The organism is Reinekea marinisedimentorum, from assembly GCF_004341165.1.
GTDB classification, from domain to species: domain Bacteria; phylum Pseudomonadota; class Gammaproteobacteria; order Pseudomonadales; family Natronospirillaceae; genus Reinekea; species Reinekea marinisedimentorum.
Map to the genome: position 1 here is coordinate 24,338 of NZ_SLZR01000007.1, position 17,839 is coordinate 42,176.

Sequence of the window (17,839 nt, forward strand, 5' to 3'; positions counted from 1 at the left end):
ACCCGGACCGCGGCCGTCTCGCCCGCACTTCAATTCGGTTACTTCAAACGCATGGTTTGCGCGTTCTACGTAAATGACTATGATGCTTTTAGAACAGGTCCGCATTAAGCGTTATATCTGACGAGTACACATTATTGCCGCAGGTCGAAGAGGGTTTGCTTATGAGTTCGGTAACGAAAAGAATTGGTGTTCTGACTGCAGGCGGTGATGCGCCGGGGCTTAACGCTGCGTTAAGAGGGCTGGCCAAGGCGGCTCAGGATAACTACGGCATCGAAATTGTCGGCTTCTACGATGGCTACAAAGGCCTGGTGGAAAACAACGCCCGGCTGATGGACCGCTCCGATTTTTCCGGCATTCTGCATGAGGGTGGTTCGTTTCTGCGCAACTCCCGAGAGCGTCCGTTCAAAGACGAAGAGAAAGTCAAAAAGATGGTCGAAAACTACCACGCCTGGAACCTCGATTGCCTGGTGGTGCTCGGCGGTGGCGGCACCAATAAGCGCGGCTACTGGCTTACCGAATACGGCCTGAACGTGATTGGCCTGCCGAAAACCATCGACAACGACATTTACGGCACCGATATCACCTTTGGTTTCCACTCTGCACTGGAGTTCTGCACCGATGCTGTGGACCGCATTCACACCACGGCCGCCTCGCACCAGCGTGTGATTCTGGCCGAGATTATGGGTAACTCCGCCGGCTGGCTGGCGCTGTATGCCGGAATTGCCGGCGGTGCCGATGCCATCATCCTGCCGGAAATTCCGTACGATATTCACAAGCTGAAAGATCATGTGGATAAACGCATGAAGGGCTCCGATTCCAAATTCTGCGTCATCGTCGTCGCCGAAGGGGCCCGCACCATGGAAGAAGCCGACCTGACCAAAAAACAATTCAAGAAAAAGCGCGCCAAAGAAGGCATCAGCGCCGCACACCGGGTGTCTGAGCAACTGAATGCCATTTCTGACTATGAATCCCGCGTCTCCGTACTCGGTTATTTGCAGCGTGGTGGCAGCCCAACCGGCTACGACCGCGTGCTGGCCACTCAGTTTGGCGTGAAAGCCGCCGAGTTGCTCTACAAAGGTGAATACAACCAGCTGGTGGCGGCGCATGGCCTGGATGTTATCGCCGTGCCGCTGGCCGATGTTGCCGGTAAGACCAAGTTTGTACCGAAGGATCATCTGGCCGTGGTTTCGGCCAAACAGACCGGTATTTGCTTTGCGGACTAACGCAAAATTTGCGCTATTGGAGTGCGCGGCAGGTTGCTTGCTGTGCTTCAATGGTGCTTAAATTTAACCGTCGTTGAATTTTTCTGCTTGGTCAGGTTTTAAAATTGACGGCGTTAAAACAACCGCTTAGCGATTTTTTGCATTGACTGGCACACTGGTTGCTAAATGCTGATTGTCGCTCGAGAGTAATCTCCGCAGCCGCTCAGGTTGCGATGACCACAATTTATTAAATAGACATCTAGGGTTCCGGCTGCAGGTTTGCAGTGACTGGTCCGAGAGTTGTCAACCTCACTTCGAGGTCACACGGAGGGATAAAAGCCCGGGAGACTAGACCATGTTGGTCAGATCTCTCGCGCTGAAGACCGAATGTGAACTCAAACCCAAAAGGTGAGGTTAACCATGAAAAAACTGCTACGCCCTCTTAGTAAGAAAATCATCACCGGCACACTGGCTGCCGTTACGACCTTCGGCGCATCTTTTCCTGCTGCTGCTCAAGACCACTTTCAACTGGCCTGGACCATCTACGTTGGCTGGATGCCCTGGGATTACGCAGCCGCTGAAGGCATTGTGGATAAGTGGGCCGATAAATACGACATCAGCATCGATGTGGTGCAGATCAACGATTACGTTGAATCGATTAACCAGTACACCGCCGGCCAGTTTGACGCCACCGTGATGACCAATATGGATGCTCTGACCATTCCTGCTGCCAGCGGTGTGGATTCTACTGCGTTGATTGTCGGTGACTTCTCCAACGGTAACGACGGCATTGTGCTCAAGGGCAATAAAACCCTGAGCGATATTAAAGGCCAGCAGGTCAACCTGGTGGAGCTGAGTGTTTCTCACTACCTCCTGGCACGCGGGCTGGAATCGGTTGGTATGGCCGAGCGCGATGTCAAAGTCGTGAATACTTCCGATGCCGATCTGGTCGCGGCGTTCAGCAGTAAAGATGTCACCGCAGTCACCACCTGGAACCCGTTGCTGAGTGAAATTACCGCGATGCCAAATACCAGCAAGGTCTTTGACTCTTCGCAAATCCCGGGTGAAATCATCGACCTTTTGGTGGTGAATACCGACACGCTGGCTGAAAACCCGGCGCTGGGTAAAGCACTGACCGGCGCCTGGTATGAAATTATGGCCATCATGTCTGCCGGTGATGCCGCCGCGGATGCTGCGAAAACCTTTATGGCGGAGGCTTCGGGTACCGACCTGGCCGGTTATAACGCCCAGCTGGCGTCCACGAAGATGTTCTTCAGCGCAGCCGATGCCGTTGCCTTCACCAACAGTGACAGCCTGAAAAGCACCATGCAGAAAGTCGCTGAATTCTCTTTCGATCACGGCATTCTCGGTGACGGTGCACCGGACGCTGGCTTTATCGGCATTGAAACGCCCGCTGGTGTTTATGGTGACAGCGGCAATATTCAGCTGCGATTTAATCCTGAGTACATGGAAATGGCTGCTAAAGGCGAGCTGTAAGCCTCAGTCTGACGTATTCAATTAAACTGCATCTGGAGACACTATGACTCGGATTATTAATGCGCAGCCAAACCGCTACGGAAGGCTGTTACTGGGGCTGCTGCCGTTTATCATCCTGCTGGTAATATACATAGCTGCCTCTGATGCACGCCTGGCAGAAAACCCGAGTGACAAGCTGTTGCCGTCACTCAGCTCCTTTGCCGATGCCATCACCCGCATGGCGTTTGAGCCAAGCAAGCGCACCGGTGAGTACCTGTTCTGGGCCGATACGCTGGCAAGTGCGGTGCGCCTGGCGATGGGGGTCGGCATCAGCGCATTGCTGGGGCTGGTCATTGGTATCGCCAATGGCATGGTGCCTTATGTCCGTTCGCCTTTGTCGCCGCTGGTGACTGCTATTTCACTGATCCCGCCGATGGCGATTCTGCCCATCCTGTTCATTGTGTTTGGTTTGGGCGAGGTCTCCAAAGTTGTACTGATCGTCATCGGTATTTCTCCGGTGATTATCCGTGACATGCAATTACGCACCGACGCCTTACCCGCCGAGCAGCTGATTAAAGCCCAAACACTGGGGGGAAACAGCTGGCAGATTATTTTGCGGGTTGTGTTACCGCAAATACTGCCGCGGCTGATTGAGGCGGTGCGGCTCACACTGGGCAGTGCCTGGTTGTTCCTGATCGCTGCCGAGGCCATTGCGGCCACCGAAGGTCTGGGTTACCGGATCTTTCTGGTGCGCCGCTACCTGTCTATGGATGTCATTCTGCCCTATGTGGCGTGGATTACGCTGCTGGCGTTCATGATGGATTATGCCTTGAAGCGCCTGTCGCTGTGGGCATTCCCGTGGTACCAGAAAGCCCAGGGAGGCCGCAATGACTGAGCACCAGCCCATTATCGAAATCAAAAATCTGTGGAAAGAATACGGTGCCAATGTGGTGCTGGAAAAACTAAACCTCAGGGTCATGGCCGGTGAGTTTGTCAGCATTGTCGGTGCCTCCGGCTGCGGAAAAACCACCTTTCTGAACCTGCTGCTGGGCACCGAACAGGCCAGTCGCGGCGATATTCTGCTGGACGGTCAGCCGTTCGACCCGGAGCCGAGCGTAGAGCGTGGCATCGTGTTTCAGAAGTATTCGGTGTTTCCGCATCTGACGGCGATACAGAACGTCATGCTCGGTGAAGAGTTTGGCCACAGTGGCTTGGGCAGTCTGCTGACCGGGCGACTGACCGGTTCAGCAAAGCGGGATGCCCGCGACCGGGCCATGGCCATGCTGGAAAAGGTCGGCTTGGTTCAGGCCGCGAACCGCTATCCCAGTGAACTCTCCGGCGGTATGCAGCAGCGTTTGGCCATTGCTCAGGCACTGCTGAAACAGCCGCGTATTCTGTTGCTCGATGAGCCTTTCGGCGCGCTCGACCCGGGCATCCGCAAAGATATGCACAGCCTGATCCGTGAGCTGTGGCAAGAGCAGCAGTTGACGGTGTTTATGATCACGCACGATCTGAGCGAAGGCTTTGAGCTGGGTTCGCGGTTGTGGGTGTTTGACAAACCGCGCATCGACCCACAAGCCCCTGAGCGCTTTGGTGCTCAGGTCACTTTTGATATTCCCTTAAACAAGCCGGGAGAAAAACAGCGGCAGTTCGATCTGGTGCGCCAGTCGGCGACGCTGGCTTCCGGTGCTTCTTCGGAGGTTCAACCATGAGTTCAGAAATTTATACCGAACAATTCCCCGGGGCCAGTCACTGGTCACTGGTGGTCGGCGCAGGCCAAACGTTGCGCTTCACCGATGTAGAGGGCGGCGCCAACCTCAGCCTGCTGTTCTACAATCCGCGCAACCTGCTGGAGCGCTATAACGCGCCCGATACTCTGAAGTGTCAGCACACCTTTAAGCTTTCAACCGGCAACTGCCTGTATTCGGATATGGGCCGCATTTTCTGTTCTATTACCCGTGACGATACCGGCTGGATCGACACCGTTGGCGGTCTGGCTAATAAGGCGAAGGTCGCCGCCAAATGGGGCGAGCGTGACTACCAGAGCGCGCACAACCAGTGGAAACAAAACGGCCACGACAGCCTGCTGGTGGAAGTGGCGAAGTATGGTTTAGGTAAGCGTGATCTGGCGGCTAACTTGAATCTGTTCAGCAAGGTTGCGACCGATGACGAGGGCAATCTTGTTTTCGCCGAAGGGCATTCCAAAGCCGGCGACAGCATCGAATTGCGCTTCGAAATGGAAACGCTGGTAGTGCTGACAACCTGTCCGCACCCGATGAATCCGGCCACTGAGTATCCGTTCCGGCCGGTGGCTATGGCGTTACTTAATGCCGACCCGGTCAGCGCCGATGATGCCTGCCTGAACCACCGCCCGGAAAACGGCCGTGGTTTTGAAAATAACCGTCGCTACAACGCGGCCGTTCAGCACAGCCACTGCTAAGGAGCCGAGAATGATTCAGGAAAGTTCACTTAACCCGCAAAATGCCGTCATGCGTGATGTTGTTCCAGCCGGTGACTACTACATGAAGGTGGTCAAGGCCGGGCAAACGCTGCGCATTCTGGATATGGAAGGCAACCAGGCTGCAGACACCCTTTTTTACAACGCCAATGACCCGGCCGAAAGCTACAGCGCGATCGATACCATTCGCGAGCAGGGCAACGTGTACCTGACCGCGGGCAGCCAAATTTTATCGAATGAAGGCAACCTGATGCTGACCATCGTGGCCGATACCTGTGGCCGTCACGATACGCTCGGCGGCGCCTGCGCAACGGAAAGCAACACTGTGCGTTATGCCATCGACAAAAAACACATGCACGCCTGCCGTGACAGCTGGCTGCTGGCCATTGCCGAGAACGAGCAGTTTGGTATGACCAAGCGCGACATCGTGCATAACATCAATTTCTTTATGAATGTACCGATCACCCCCGAAGGCGGATTGACCTTTGAAGACGGCATCAGCGCACCGGGTAAGTATGTTGAGCTGAAGGCCGAAATGGATGTCATCGTGCTGTTGTCCAACTGTCCGCAGCTGAACAATCCCTGCAATGCTTACAACCCGACACCGGTTGAAATGATCGTCTGGGATTAGTTGTTTAACAGATTCTGAGTTGGGTAGGGGACGACCCCTTAAACACCCAAACATTCCGCTGGGACGACCCGGCTATTCAGGTAACCAATTCATGTTTGCAAAAGTTCTGATTGCCAATCGTGGTGCGATTGCGCGCCGGGTGATCCGCACCCTGCGGCAAATGAATGTCAAAAGTGTCGCTGTTTACAGCGAAGCTGATGCCGACAGCCTGCATGTCATCGAGGCGGACGAAGCCTATTCGCTGGGCGAAGGTGCGGCCGCACAAACCTATCTTGATCAGCAGAAATTAATCGATATTGCCGTACGCTGCGGCGCGCAGGCGATTCACCCGGGTTACGGTTTTCTCAGTGAAAACCCCGGCTTTGTGCAGCTCTGCGAAGAAAACAGCATCTCCTTTATTGGCCCAACACCGGATCAGATGAATGATTTTGGTCTTAAGCATCGCGCCCGCGAGCTGGCCGAAAAAGCACAGGTCCCGCTGTTGCCGGGCTCCGCATTACTGACCGATTTAGCGCAGGCGCAACTCGAGGCGACACGCATTGGCTATCCGGTGATGCTGAAGAGCACCGCCGGTGGTGGCGGTATTGGGATGCAGCGTTGCAACAGCGAGGCTGAACTGAACGATGCGTTCGATTCCGTCCGTCGGCTGAGTGAAAACAACTTCAGCAATGGCGGCATCTTTCTGGAAAAATTCATCGAGCAGGCGCGCCATATTGAGGTGCAGATTTTCGGCGATGGCAACGGCCAGGTCTTAACCCTGGGTGAGCGTGACTGTTCCGCTCAGCGACGCAACCAGAAGGTGATTGAAGAAACCCCGGCGCCGAACCTGAGCGATGAAACCCGCGCCGCGCTTGCCGATACCGCCCGTCGTCTGGGTGCCAGCGTAGAATACCGAAATGCCGGCACCGTTGAGTTTGTGTTAGACCAGCAAACCGAGCAATTTTATTTTCTGGAGGTGAACACCCGCCTGCAGGTAGAGCATGGTGTAACCGAGGAAATCTTCGGTGTTGATTTGGTTCAGTGGATGCTTGAACTGGCCGCCGGCGACCTGCCGCCACTGGATCAGCTGGCTGCCCGTCTGCAGCCAAAGGGCCACGCCATTCAGGTGCGTCTGTACGCCGAAGATGCCAATAAAAACTTCCAGCCCTGTGCTGGTTTGCTCAGTCACGTCAGCTGGCCGCAAATGGCGGGCTTGCGTATAGAGCACTGGATTGAAGCCGGGGTAGAAGTGTCACCGTTTTTTGACCCGATGCTGGCAAAGGTGATCTTTTATGCCGAATCGCGCGAGGCGGCGCTGGCCGGGTTATCCGCAGCGCTGACGCAATCGGAGGTCTATGGCATTGAACACAACCTGGGCTACCTGCATCAGCTGCTGAACAGCGAAATTGTGCGCAGCGGCAAGGTGCTGACCCGCAGTTTGAACGACTTTGTTTATCAGCCCGCTACCTTCGATGTGATTGCCAGTGGCACACAAACCACGCTTCAGGATTACCCCGGCCGCAGCGGCTACTGGGATATCGGCGTGCCGCCCTCCGGGCCAATGGATTCGCTGAGCTTCCGCCTGCTCAACCAGCTGCTGGGTAACGGCGAGCGTGCAGCCGGTTTGGAAATGGTGATCAGCGGACCAACACTGAAATTCAACCGCGCTACCGAGATTGCCTTTGGTGGTGCCGCGATAGACGCCACGCTCGACGGCAACGCCGTCGCCCCGTGGACCGTGCTGACCATTGCGCCCGGCCAGACCTTGAAGCTGGGCCGCATCAGTGGTGCCGGTGCCCGTTGTTATCTGGCCGTTGCCGGTGGCGTTCAGTGTCCGGATTATCTGGGCAGTAAATCAACCTTCACCCTGGGGCAGTTTGGCGGTCATGCCGGCCGAGCGTTGCGTGCGGGTGATGTTTTGCATCTGAATGCCAGCGCAGCGCTGTCCGGGCACGGCGGTACGGCTTTGGAAAGCCCGCCGGCGATGCAATCCGACTGGCGTATCCGGGTCATTTACGGCCCGCATGGCGCACCGGATTTCTTCACCGACGCCGATATCGAAGCCTTCTTCGATGCCGAATGGCAGGTGCACTTTAATTCCAGTCGTACCGGTGTGCGGCTGATTGGTCCAAAACCGGAATGGGCCCGCAGCGATGGCGGTGAAGCCGGACTGCACCCGTCGAACATTCACGACAACGCCTACGCCGTGGGGACCATCGATTTCACCGGTGACATGCCGGTCATTCTGGGGCCGGACGGCCCAAGCCTGGGAGGCTTTGTTTGCCCGGCGACCATCATCAAGGCCGATCTGTGGAAGATGGGCCAGCTCAAGGCCGGCGACAAGGTACGCTTCGTGCCGGTGGCGCTGGCCGATGCTGAACAGGCCGAGCGTGAGCAATTAGCGCAAATCTCTGCATTAAACATTTCCGAAATGCCGATTCAGCCGGCGGCGATTACCACACCGGTACTGAAAACCCTGCCAGCCGAGCGTTATGGCGAAGAAGTGGTGTACCGGCCGAGTGGTGAAGATTTTCTGCTGGTCGAATATGGCCCGCAGCTGCTGGATATTAAGCTGCGCTTCCGCGTACATGCCCTGATGCTGCATCTGCAGGAGCTGAATTTGGCGGGTGTGCAGGAACTGACGCCGGGCATTCGCTCGCTGCAGATTCACTACAACAACCTGCAGTTACCGCAGGCGAAACTGCTCGACATTCTCGAACAGGCAGAAGCCGCACTGGGCGATATTGAGCAGCTCAGCGTGCCGGCGCGGGTGGTTCATCTGCCGCTCTCCTGGGATGACGAAGCGACCCGCCTGGCGATTAAAAAGTACGACGAAGTGGTGCGCAAAGACGCGCCCTGGTGCCCGGACAACATTGAATTTATTCGTCGTATCAATGGCCTGAATTCCGTTGACGAGGTGAAGCAGATTGTTTTCGACGCCAGCTATCTGGTGATGGGGCTGGGCGATGTTTATTTGGGTGCGCCGGTGGCCACACCGATGAATCCGTGTCATCGACTGGTGACCACCAAATACAACCCGGCACGCACCTGGACACCGGAAAACGCCGTCGGCATCGGCGGGGCTTATCTCTGCGTGTATGGCATGGAAGGGCCGGGCGGCTATCAGTTTGTCGGTCGTACGCTGCAAATGTGGAACCGCTACCGTCGCACCGAAGCCTTTACCAAACCCTGGTTGCTGCGCTTCTTTGACCAGATTCGTTTTTATGAAGTGAGTGCCGACGAGCTGCTGGAGATCCGTCAGCAGCATCCGCGTGGTCAGTACCCGGTGCGTGTTGAGCAAACTGAGTTTTCCTTTGCGGAGTATCAGGCGCAACTGGAAGCACAAAAGGATGCGATCACCACCTTTAAAACCTGCCAGCAGCAGGCCTTTGAACAAGAACGCCAGCGCTGGGCCGAGAGCGGTCAGGCCAACTTTAAGGCCGACGCCCTGACCATTACCGAAGAAGCCGGCGAGCAACTGGGTGAAAGTGAAGTGGCGGTTGAAAGCCATGTCGCCGGCAACATCTGGCAGGTGCTGGTGAAACCCGGCCAGCAGGTGAAGGCCGGAGAAGTGGTGATGATTCTGGAAGCCATGAAGATGGAGCTGGAAGTCACCGCCACCGAGAGCGGTACGATAACCGCCATCAGTCAGCAGGCCGGTGCGCAGGTGCATGCCGGTCAGCGCCTGATGGTCATTAACACGACGATGCAACAAGCGAAGGAGGTCAGTGCATGAGCACAGCCGTAACCGTTGCAGCAACGATTGCTGCATACCGAAGTGGGCAACTGACGCCTGCACAACACCTGAAAGCCAAACTGGCCGCCGCGCGTGCAGACAGCACCAACAGCTGGATTGCGCTGATCAGCGATAGCCAGCTGGAGAGCTATCTCGCTGCGCTGGCAGATCATTCTGCGGAATCCCTGCCGCTTTATGGCGTGCCGTTTGCCATTAAAGATAATGTCGATCTGGCTGGCTTACCGACCACCGCCGGTTGTAAAGACTATGCCTACCAGCCGGAAAGCACCGCCTTTGCTGTCGAAAAACTGATTCAGGCAGGCGCGGTGCCGCTGGGCAAAACCAACCTCGATCAATTCGCGACCGGTTTGGTGGGTACGCGCAGCCCATGGGGGGCTACTCACAACAGCTTTAACCCAGAGTACATTTCCGGTGGCTCCAGCGCCGGTAGCGCAGTCACGGTGGCAACCGGGCAGGTGTGTTTCTCGCTGGGTACCGATACAGCCGGTTCCGGCCGGGTGCCTGCTGCCTTCAATAATATTCTCGGCTTAAAGGCCAGCAAGGGTCGCATCAGCTGCAGTGGCGTGGTTCCGGCCTGTAAAAGCCTGGATTGCCTGACGTTGTTTGCACACACCGCCGAAGATTTAAGCCTGCTGCTGGCCGTAGCCGGTGAATACGATGTCAACGACTGTTACGCAAGGCCGGCAATGCCTGCGCCGACAGCGTTGAGCTCGCTTGCCGGTGCCAAAATTGGTGTGCCGCAGGCAAAGCAACTGGCGTTTTTTGGTAACCACAGCAACGAGCAATTGTTTGGCAAGGCTCTGCAGAGCCTGAAGGTGCTGGGAGCCGAGCTGGTTGAGATCGATTTTCAGCCGTTTTTGGATGCCGCCAAACTGCTCTATGAAGGCCCCTGGGTTGCCGAGCGTTATGCCGCCATTCAGGAATTTTTTGAGCAAGATGCCAGTCGATGCCTGCCGGTGATTCAAACCATTATTGGGGGCGCGCAGGGAAAAACCGCCGTCGATGCCTTTAACGCAGCTTATAAACTGCAGCAATACAAGGTAATTTGTGACCAGCTGTTAAGCCAGGTGGATGTTATGGTGACCCCAACTGCCGGCTCGATATACACCATCGACGCTGTCAACGCCGACCCGATTACCCTGAACTCGGAAAACGGCTACTACACCAACTTTATGAACCTGCTCGATTACGCCGCCGTTGCCGTGCCGGCGGGCTTTAACGACAGTAAATTGCCGTTCGGTATCACCCTGTTTGGCCCGGCCGGTTGCGATGACGCGCTGTTAAAGCTGGCCGGCCAATGGCAGCAGAGCCAGCAGTTACCGTTGGGTGCGACCGGTGAAGCGTTGCCGGCTGCGGCAGCGATAGCCGACGGTGCGGCGCTGGTCGAAGTGGCTGTTTGTGGCGCTCATCTGCAGGGCTTACCGCTCAATTCTCAGTTGCTGGAGCGTGGTGCAAAACTGAAGCAAGCCACCACAACCTCCGCTAATTATCGGCTGTTTGCGCTGGCGGGGGGCCCGCCGTTTCGCCCCGGTTTAATTCGTGATGAAACTGCTGGCCGGGCGATTGAGGTTGAGGTCTGGCAACTGCCGGTGGCGAGTCTGGGCAGCTTTTTAGCGGGTATTCCGCAGCCGTTAGGGTTGGGCAAGCTTGAGCTTGAGAGTGGAGCCTGGGTGACCGGTTTTATCTGTGAAGGCTATGCCATTGCGGATGCCCGTGAAATCACTGAATTTGGCGGTTGGCGGGGGTATCTGGCCAGCCAGTAGCCGCGCAAAAAAAAGGCCGCATCAAGCGGCCTGTCAAAGTTATCGCACTTCTTTAAATGGCTGCGCGGGCACCCCGAATGCATAGGGTGCTCGTGCGCAGCGGTTATTTCCCCCCAAGGAAATTCTGTTCAGGCGCTGGGTTCAGCCCCCGGTAAACCTAAGATAAATTTTCTGACCTCTACCAACACATCGATGACCGAGTAAACCAGCATAATGAATGCGGAAACCGGCATGCAGGAGTAGAGAATCCACTGCTTAATCTGGAACACGGTGGTGACCTGATGCGTTCTCAGGGTCAGCTTCAGCGCAAACCAGAAGAAGATCGCCATGAAGGTGGCGGAAATCATCAGGATCAAAATGCGGTACAGGTGCTTAAGGCGGTCGTGCTTTAAGCGTGGGCTGATCCAGTCACCGACAGAAAAATGCAGCTTGGCGCACCACAGGGCCGCTGCGCCGTAGAAAACCAGCGCCGCAAAGGTGAGCTCGACCACTTCGTCGAACCAGTGAAACGAATTGATGGTCACAAAGCTGTTGATAAAGCCTGCAGCGCCCGCCAGTCCCTTCGCTTCGAGAAAGCTCACCAGATCATTAATCAGCCGCAGGCTGACATTGGCGACCAGCAACAGCCCTAAAATGCTGAACATGGTCATGGAAATAAAACGCAGAATGCGTTGCACCCAGCCGTCTATTTTTTTCGCTAAGGCAATCATTACATCGGTCCCATCAGCAGGTTAGGCAGGAACAGGGCAATGCCCGGTACAAAGGCGATCAGCAGTGTAATCAGGAAGATCATCAGCAGGTACGGCCACACCCTTCGTGCCAGCGCCGGCATGCCGACCTTGGCGAAGCTGTCCACCGCGAACAGGCACATCCCCACCGGTGGCGTCAGGTTGCCGATCATGATCAGCAGCGTCATCACCACGCCGAAGTTAACCAGATCGATCTGGAACATCGTGGCGATCGGCATAAACAGCGGCAGGGTGATCAGGAAGATGGCGTTGCCCTCCAGAAACAGCCCCATGGTGAGCACGATGCCAATGATGATCCACATGACAATGGATTGCGTTGCGCCAAAGCTGACCAGTGTGGAGATCACCGCATCGGGAATTTTCTGATGAATGATCAGCCAGCCAAAGAAGTTGGCGGCGGCAATAATGAACAGCAGGCTGACCGATTGGGAAATGGATTTATAAACGATATCCGGGATGGCTTTCAGCTTTAAATCTTTGTAATAGAAGCCGAGCAGCGCGGCGTACACACACACCACCACTGAAGCTTCGGTCGGCGTGAAGAAGCCGGTCATGATGCCGCCGACAATAATCACCGGTGCCATCAGTGGCCAGAACGCGCCGTTGAAGGCCGAAAAGCGTTCACGAATAGTGGCCTTGTGTTCATCACGCGGGTAGTTGCGTCGTTTTGCCAGAATGCCGAGCGCCACCATCATGCCGATGCTCATTAAAATGCCGGGAATAAAGCCGGCCAGGAATAATCGCGCGACCGAAACGCTGGTGATCGAGCCATACAAAACAAACGGAATGCTCGGCGGAATCACCGGGCCAATCACCGAAGAGGCGGCGACCAGTGTGGCCGAATCGGCAGGGTCATAACCCTGATCAACCATGGCCTTGTGTTCAATCTGGCCAAGACCGGCAGCATCGGCCACGGCCGAGCCGGACATGCCGGAAAAGATCACACTGGCAACAATATTCACCTGGCCGATGCCACCGGAAATGTGCCCGACCATGGCGCGGGCAAAGCGGAAGATACGGTCAGTAATACCGCCGGTGTTCATCAGGTTGCCGGCGAGAATGAAAAACGGGATGGCCAGCAGCGTAAAGCCGGTGGTGCCGTAGTACATGCGGTGCGGCAGCATGGCTAGCAGGCGCGCATCGCCCAAGCCGATAAAAAAGATGACCGAGGTTAAGCCAATGGCGACCACCACCGGAACGTTAATCAGCAGAAAAAAGATAAGAACGCCGAAAATATAAAGGGTCAACATCCTGAACGTACCTTTAAATTTATGAAGCGGGTTCCGCCGATACTCGGGCGAAACCCATGGGCTTTAATTAACCGGTATTACTTCACCGATTGGGTCATTTCCATCCACTTATCGAAGTTAGCTGCCCCCACTTTCTTTTTGATCTGATCGTAGGCCGGGCCCATCATGGCCTGGAACGGGGCTAAATCGGGTTCATCTATCTGAATGCCGTTGGCGCGCATATCGGCAATCTGCTTCTGCTCTTCGGCGCGCAGTAATTCGCGCATCAGCAGACGTGCGGCATCGGACTCCTCCTGAACAATGACCTGTTGAGCCGGCGTCAGGCGGTTCCATGCATCCGCGGAAACCACATGCACCATAGAACTGTACAGGTAGTTGATGATGGAAATGTACTTCTGGCTTTCATACAGCTTCAGGTTGTAGATCACGCCGATCGGGTTTTCCTGACCGTCGACCACGCCCTGACGCATAGCCATGACCAGTTCGCTGAAGGAGATGGTTTGCACGTTTGCACCAATCGCCTGCATCGCTGCCTGATAGGTCATCGCTGGCGGCGTGCGGATTTTCAGGCCCTTAACGTCATCCGGCGATAGGATCGGCTTAACGGAGTTGGTGAGTTGGCGGAAGCCCCAATCCCAGCTGGAAAGGTAAACCAAACCAATCTTTTCCAGCTCGGGTGCGGCCCAGGCTTTAAACGGGCCATCGAGCACACGGTCGGCGTGTGCGGCGTTTTCCAGTGAGAACGGAATGGAGACGGTATCGAACAACGGCACATGTTTCGCCAGCTGATCCTGACCGGACAGGCTCATATCAATAACACCAAAGATAACCTGCTCCAGTACTTCTGGCGGGCTGCCCAAGGCGTTGTTCGGGTACAGTTCTACCTTCACATCACCGTTGGTGCGGGCTTCAACGTTTTTGGCGAACTGCATGGCGGCAATGTGGGAAGGGTGTTCTTCTGACCCGAAGTGACCCAGCTTCAATTCAACAGCCGAGAAGGCTGAAGATGCCCAGGCAAAACAGAGTGCAGAGACCAGCCCCTTCTTAAGCTTTGCGTGCATAGTTAACTCCTTAGTGATTGTTTTTGTTGTTGTCTAAGCTGCGGATACCCGGTTGCTGGGGGTATCCGCATCCGCATTTATTAACTCAAGGAAATCAATAAAGGCGTTCTGTGCAGCAGGCCACAGGCGATAGAGCCGATGTGCCACGGGCTACGCTGCGAATTCAATGTTGTGTTAACTAACAGATAACCTGACCACTTTTTTATTGTTGTTCAGTAGGCCAATGCACCGCGACTGGCAATATTGGTTGACCAATATGGTGCGTAAATAAGTTTTAGTGACTATATCAGAGTTAAATTGGTTGTCCAATATTAATGTTTGCCGCTATTCAGCGTCCGTTGATGGCCGGATAGCGCGTTTACCTTTGTTCTAATTACCGGGAAACTGTGCCCTTGTTTGAACCAAATGGCGCTGTTGCTGTCAGTGTTTGATTGGCCCCCAAATACCTCTGATTAACGAGACCATTCTTTGACTAAACATTCTCTTAGTTCTGCGACACTGCTGTTCGCCGCTGTCGCCCTGATTTTCTTTGCCGCCAACTCGGTGCTGGCCCGTATGGCTCTGATACCGCAGGCTGCGCAGATGGACGCTGGCAGTTTTGTGTTACTGCGCCTGTTCAGTGCCGTGGTTATGCTCTGGTTGTTGCTGGCACTGAGCCACCGCACCGCGCGCCCGGCATCGGCAAGAGGCAGCTGGCGCTCTGCCGCCTGGCTGTTCCTGTATGCGCTCAGCTTTGCTTATGCCTACCGCTCTGTGGATGCTGGCTCCGGTGCCTTGGTGCTGTTCGGCAGTGTGCAGCTGGTGATGTTCTTTATCGCCCGGCTCAAAGGTGCTCATACCAGCCTGCTGGCGGTGACTGGCGTGGTTATCGCAATGGCGGGTCTGGGCTATCTGATGTGGCCGTTGATCAGCACTCCGTCGCTGATTGGTGTGCTGTTGATGGCCGTCAGTGGTGCGGCCTGGGCGTTTTATACGATCGCCGGTCAGGGCTCACAAGACCCGCTGCAGGATACCGCCTACAACTTTTTGCGAACGCTGCCCTTTTGCCTTGCTCTGTTGCTGGTGTTGCTGGCCTTTGGCGCTGTTTGGAGCAGCTGGCAGGGTGTGCTACTGGCGGTGCTTTCCGGGGCTCTGGCCTCTGGTATCGGCTATGCCGTTTGGTACAGCGCGCTGCGCGGGCTGAGCGGTATTCAGGCCGGCAGCCTACAGTTGTTGGTGCCGGCCATTGCCTCGGCCGGTGGTATTCCGTTTGCCGGCGATCTGTTCAGTTGGCGGTTGGTCATCTCCACCCTGATTACGCTGGCCGGCATCTTTCTGGTGATGCGTAATTCACAACGTTAATTTAGCGGATGGCAAATCCTGTTCTCCGTGAAAACGGGCGACGGGGAATAAGAGGCCTACCGCAGGGCGTCGAAGCTGCCTTTGTGGCGAAATCGGCGCTATTTACAGCGCGGAAGGTTGCCTGCCGCAGAAATACCGTCATTCTTATCGCTGTTGCCGCCGGCGCTAAGCCGTTGATCTGAAAGGCATCTTCTGCCAGGAAAATTCAGCGCGCCGCTGAACATTGAAATTTGCGATCGGGTAGACCGTAAAAACCGTGATTCACTGGCGTTTCCCGCTATTATTGCTCAGGTATTAATCAACTCTGCGGGCTGTTATTGCGTAGCGCCGCAGAGCGCTTCACGAAAAAGGATGACAAATGAATTTTCTGAACCTGAGTGATTTCACAGCCGCGCAACTGCAGGAAGTCTTTGCCCTGGCTGAACAGAATGCAGCGAATCCAAAGCCGCTGGCCGGTAAAACCGCCGTTCTGTTCTTTCCTGAATCCAGCATTCGCACCCGTATCACCTTTGAGAAGGCGGTGGTTGAGCTGGGCGGCCAGCCGATACTGTTCCCGCCGGAATCACTGGATAAACCGGAAGCCCTGCACGATGTTGCCGGCTACATACAAAACTGGGCAAGCCTGGTGATCGTTCGTCACAACAGCCATTCGCGCATCAGCCAGCTGGCGGCCCATTCTTCAATTCCGGTCATTAATGCGATGAGTTCGCACAACCACCCCTGTGAAATAGTTTCCGACCTGTTCGCGATAAGAAAACTGAACCCGGGTTTCGACAAGCTGCGTTACACCTTTGTGGGTGCCTGCGGCAACATTCTGCAAAGCTGGCTGAATGCCGCCACGGTGTTTGGTTTCCCGTTGACTCACGTTGCCCCGGCCAGTGAGAAGCTCGACACCGAAGCGGCCAATTACCACTTTACCGAACAGCTGGAGCCGGCGCTTGCCAATACCGATGTGTTGCTTACCGACCCGCTGCCTGCGCGCCTGAAGGGCGATCTTTACTACAGTCGCTACCAGATCACCCAGCGGCGTATAGAGATGCTGCCGGCCAATGCACTGTTTAACCCGTGCCCGCCGTTCTACCGTGGTGAAGAGGTATCGGAAGAGGCGATTAAATCGCCGGTGTTTGTCGGTTACAACTTCAAAGCCAGCCTGCTGCCGGTGCAAAAAGCCGTTATCCAGTATTGCCTGGAACATTACTGAAAGCTGATCTGGCACTGGAAATTCCAGAAAAATCAGACTTATCTAAATATTACAATAACAATACGGCTTTGAAAGATTAGCCGGTAAGTCGTGAAACAGGAGCGTGCGATGTGGCTTGTCGTGGTGGTTATCATCATGTTTGTTGTGCTGGATATCTTCATCATTTTCTACCTCGGCTTACGCCGCTGGCAGAAAGAAATTTCTGTGCTGACCGGCCAGCTTTACCGGGCCAGAAAAGAATTTAAATCCGGAAAGTATTCACAGGCAGATATCGAAGGCCTGCCAGAACCCGTACAGCGTTATTTCAAAGCTGTTCTCAAAGACGGCCAGCCGCTGATCTCCTTTGCTGAAATTGAGCATACCGGCATGTTTAACATGAGCGAGTTTGAAGAAGCCTGGAAGCCGTTTAAATCGAACCAGAAGGTGACCGTTGATCGGCCCGGTTTTATCTGGAACGCCAGGGTGCAGATGGTGCCGTGGGTGAATGTGCATATCTACGATGCTTACATCGCCGGTGTTGGCTATCTGACAGCCGAGTTGATTGGCTTGTTTAACATGATGACACAGCCTCATACCGCTCAGCTCGATGAAGGTGAGCTGGTGCGCTATCTGGCCGAGGCGGTCTGGTACCCGACAGCATTATTGCCCAGTCAGGGCGTCGATTGGCTGCCAGTGGATGAAAACAGCGCTCGCGCTATGCTCAGCGATGGTGACGTCACCATTAATTTGATTTTTACGTTCGATGAGCATGGGCTGGTCGAAACCGTTTATTCGGACGGCCGCTACAAAGATGTGATGGGTAAGATGATACTGACCCCCTGGGAAGCGAAGGTGTGGCAATATGAAGAACTCGATAATATAAAAGTACCGGTTTATGGCGAGGTTGCCTGGGCGAAACCTCACGGCCGTAAAGAGTATTTTCATGGCCGCCTGAAGCGAATCCGCTATGAATTCTGAAGAGGCGTTTTACC

14 protein-coding genes and 1 riboswitch are annotated in these 17,839 nt (G+C 55.2%); of the genes, 11 read left to right on the top strand and 3 right to left on the bottom strand.

The features are described 5' to 3' along the window. Positions 1-161: 161 nt before the first annotated feature. The 8 genes from BCF53_RS09365 to atzF all read left to right on the top strand — a co-directional run bounded on the left by BCF53_RS09365 (position 162) and on the right by atzF (position 11,266). Positions 162-1,223, top strand: coding sequence for a 6-phosphofructokinase (locus BCF53_RS09365; protein WP_132701469.1), 1,062 nt, complete (start codon positions 162-164; stop codon positions 1,221-1,223). 227 nt (positions 1,224-1,450) lie between these two features. Continuing rightward, positions 1,451-1,551, top strand: a riboswitch (guanidine-I (ykkC/yxkD leader). 71 nt (positions 1,552-1,622) lie between these two features. After that, positions 1,623-2,699: a putative urea ABC transporter substrate-binding protein gene (locus BCF53_RS09370; RefSeq protein ID WP_132701470.1), complete on the top strand. Its 1,077-nt coding sequence runs from the start codon at positions 1,623-1,625 to the stop codon at positions 2,697-2,699. A gap of 43 nt (positions 2,700-2,742) precedes the next feature. Then, positions 2,743-3,573: an ABC transporter permease gene (locus tag BCF53_RS09375; RefSeq protein ID WP_132701471.1), complete on the top strand. Its 831-nt coding sequence runs from the start codon at positions 2,743-2,745 to the stop codon at positions 3,571-3,573. Beyond that, the gene (locus BCF53_RS09380) at positions 3,566-4,390 is read left to right on the top strand and encodes an ABC transporter ATP-binding protein (RefSeq protein WP_132701472.1); all 825 of its coding nucleotides are present in this window, start codon (positions 3,566-3,568) and stop codon (positions 4,388-4,390) included. Before BCF53_RS09375 ends, BCF53_RS09380 begins: the two co-directional genes overlap by 8 nt. After that, the gene (locus BCF53_RS09385) at positions 4,387-5,118 is read left to right on the top strand and encodes an urea amidolyase associated protein UAAP1 (protein ID WP_132701473.1); all 732 of its coding nucleotides are present in this window, start codon (positions 4,387-4,389) and stop codon (positions 5,116-5,118) included. Before BCF53_RS09380 ends, BCF53_RS09385 begins: the two co-directional genes overlap by 4 nt. Positions 5,119-5,128: 10 nt before the next feature. Further along, positions 5,129-5,767, top strand: a complete 639-nt coding sequence (locus BCF53_RS09390) for an urea amidolyase associated protein UAAP2 (RefSeq protein WP_132701474.1) — start codon at positions 5,129-5,131, stop codon at positions 5,765-5,767. 91 nt (positions 5,768-5,858) lie between these two features. Next, entirely contained in the window at positions 5,859-9,482 is a 3,624-nt protein-coding gene (uca, locus tag BCF53_RS09395; protein WP_132701475.1) for an urea carboxylase, read from the top strand. Continuing rightward, entirely contained in the window at positions 9,479-11,266 is a 1,788-nt protein-coding gene (gene atzF / locus BCF53_RS09400; protein WP_132701476.1) for an allophanate hydrolase, read from the top strand. The genes uca and atzF overlap by 4 nt, the downstream gene beginning before the upstream one ends. Before the next feature lie 128 nt (positions 11,267-11,394). Here the strand turns inward: atzF and BCF53_RS09405 are convergent, their stop codons facing one another. The 3 genes from BCF53_RS09405 to BCF53_RS09415 form a co-directional block, all read right to left on the bottom strand. Further along, positions 11,395-11,976, bottom strand: a complete 582-nt coding sequence (locus BCF53_RS09405) for a TRAP transporter small permease (protein WP_132701477.1) — start codon at positions 11,974-11,976, stop codon at positions 11,395-11,397. Next, on the bottom strand, positions 11,976-13,265 hold the full coding sequence (locus tag BCF53_RS09410; RefSeq protein WP_132701478.1) for a TRAP transporter large permease: 1,290 nt from the start codon (positions 13,263-13,265) through the stop codon (positions 11,976-11,978). Before BCF53_RS09410 ends, BCF53_RS09405 begins: the two co-directional genes overlap by 1 nt. 77 nt (positions 13,266-13,342) lie before the next feature. Continuing rightward, the gene (locus tag BCF53_RS09415) at positions 13,343-14,326 is read right to left on the bottom strand and encodes a TRAP transporter substrate-binding protein (RefSeq protein WP_132701479.1); all 984 of its coding nucleotides are present in this window, start codon (positions 14,324-14,326) and stop codon (positions 13,343-13,345) included. 468 nt (positions 14,327-14,794) lie between these two features. On the opposite strand from BCF53_RS09415, the gene BCF53_RS09420 reads away from it, so the two are divergent. From BCF53_RS09420 to BCF53_RS09430, 3 genes are all read left to right on the top strand, one after another. Beyond that, on the top strand, positions 14,795-15,667 hold the full coding sequence (locus BCF53_RS09420) for a DMT family transporter (protein WP_207902691.1): 873 nt from the start codon (positions 14,795-14,797) through the stop codon (positions 15,665-15,667). 358 nt (positions 15,668-16,025) lie between these two features. Then, complete coding sequence (locus BCF53_RS09425) at positions 16,026-16,868, top strand: ornithine carbamoyltransferase (protein ID WP_132701480.1); 843 nt, start codon at positions 16,026-16,028, stop codon at positions 16,866-16,868. Between the two features lie 108 nt (positions 16,869-16,976). Further along, complete coding sequence (locus tag BCF53_RS09430; protein ID WP_132701481.1) at positions 16,977-17,825, top strand: DUF6920 family protein; 849 nt, start codon at positions 16,977-16,979, stop codon at positions 17,823-17,825. Positions 17,826-17,839 lie beyond the last annotated feature (14 nt).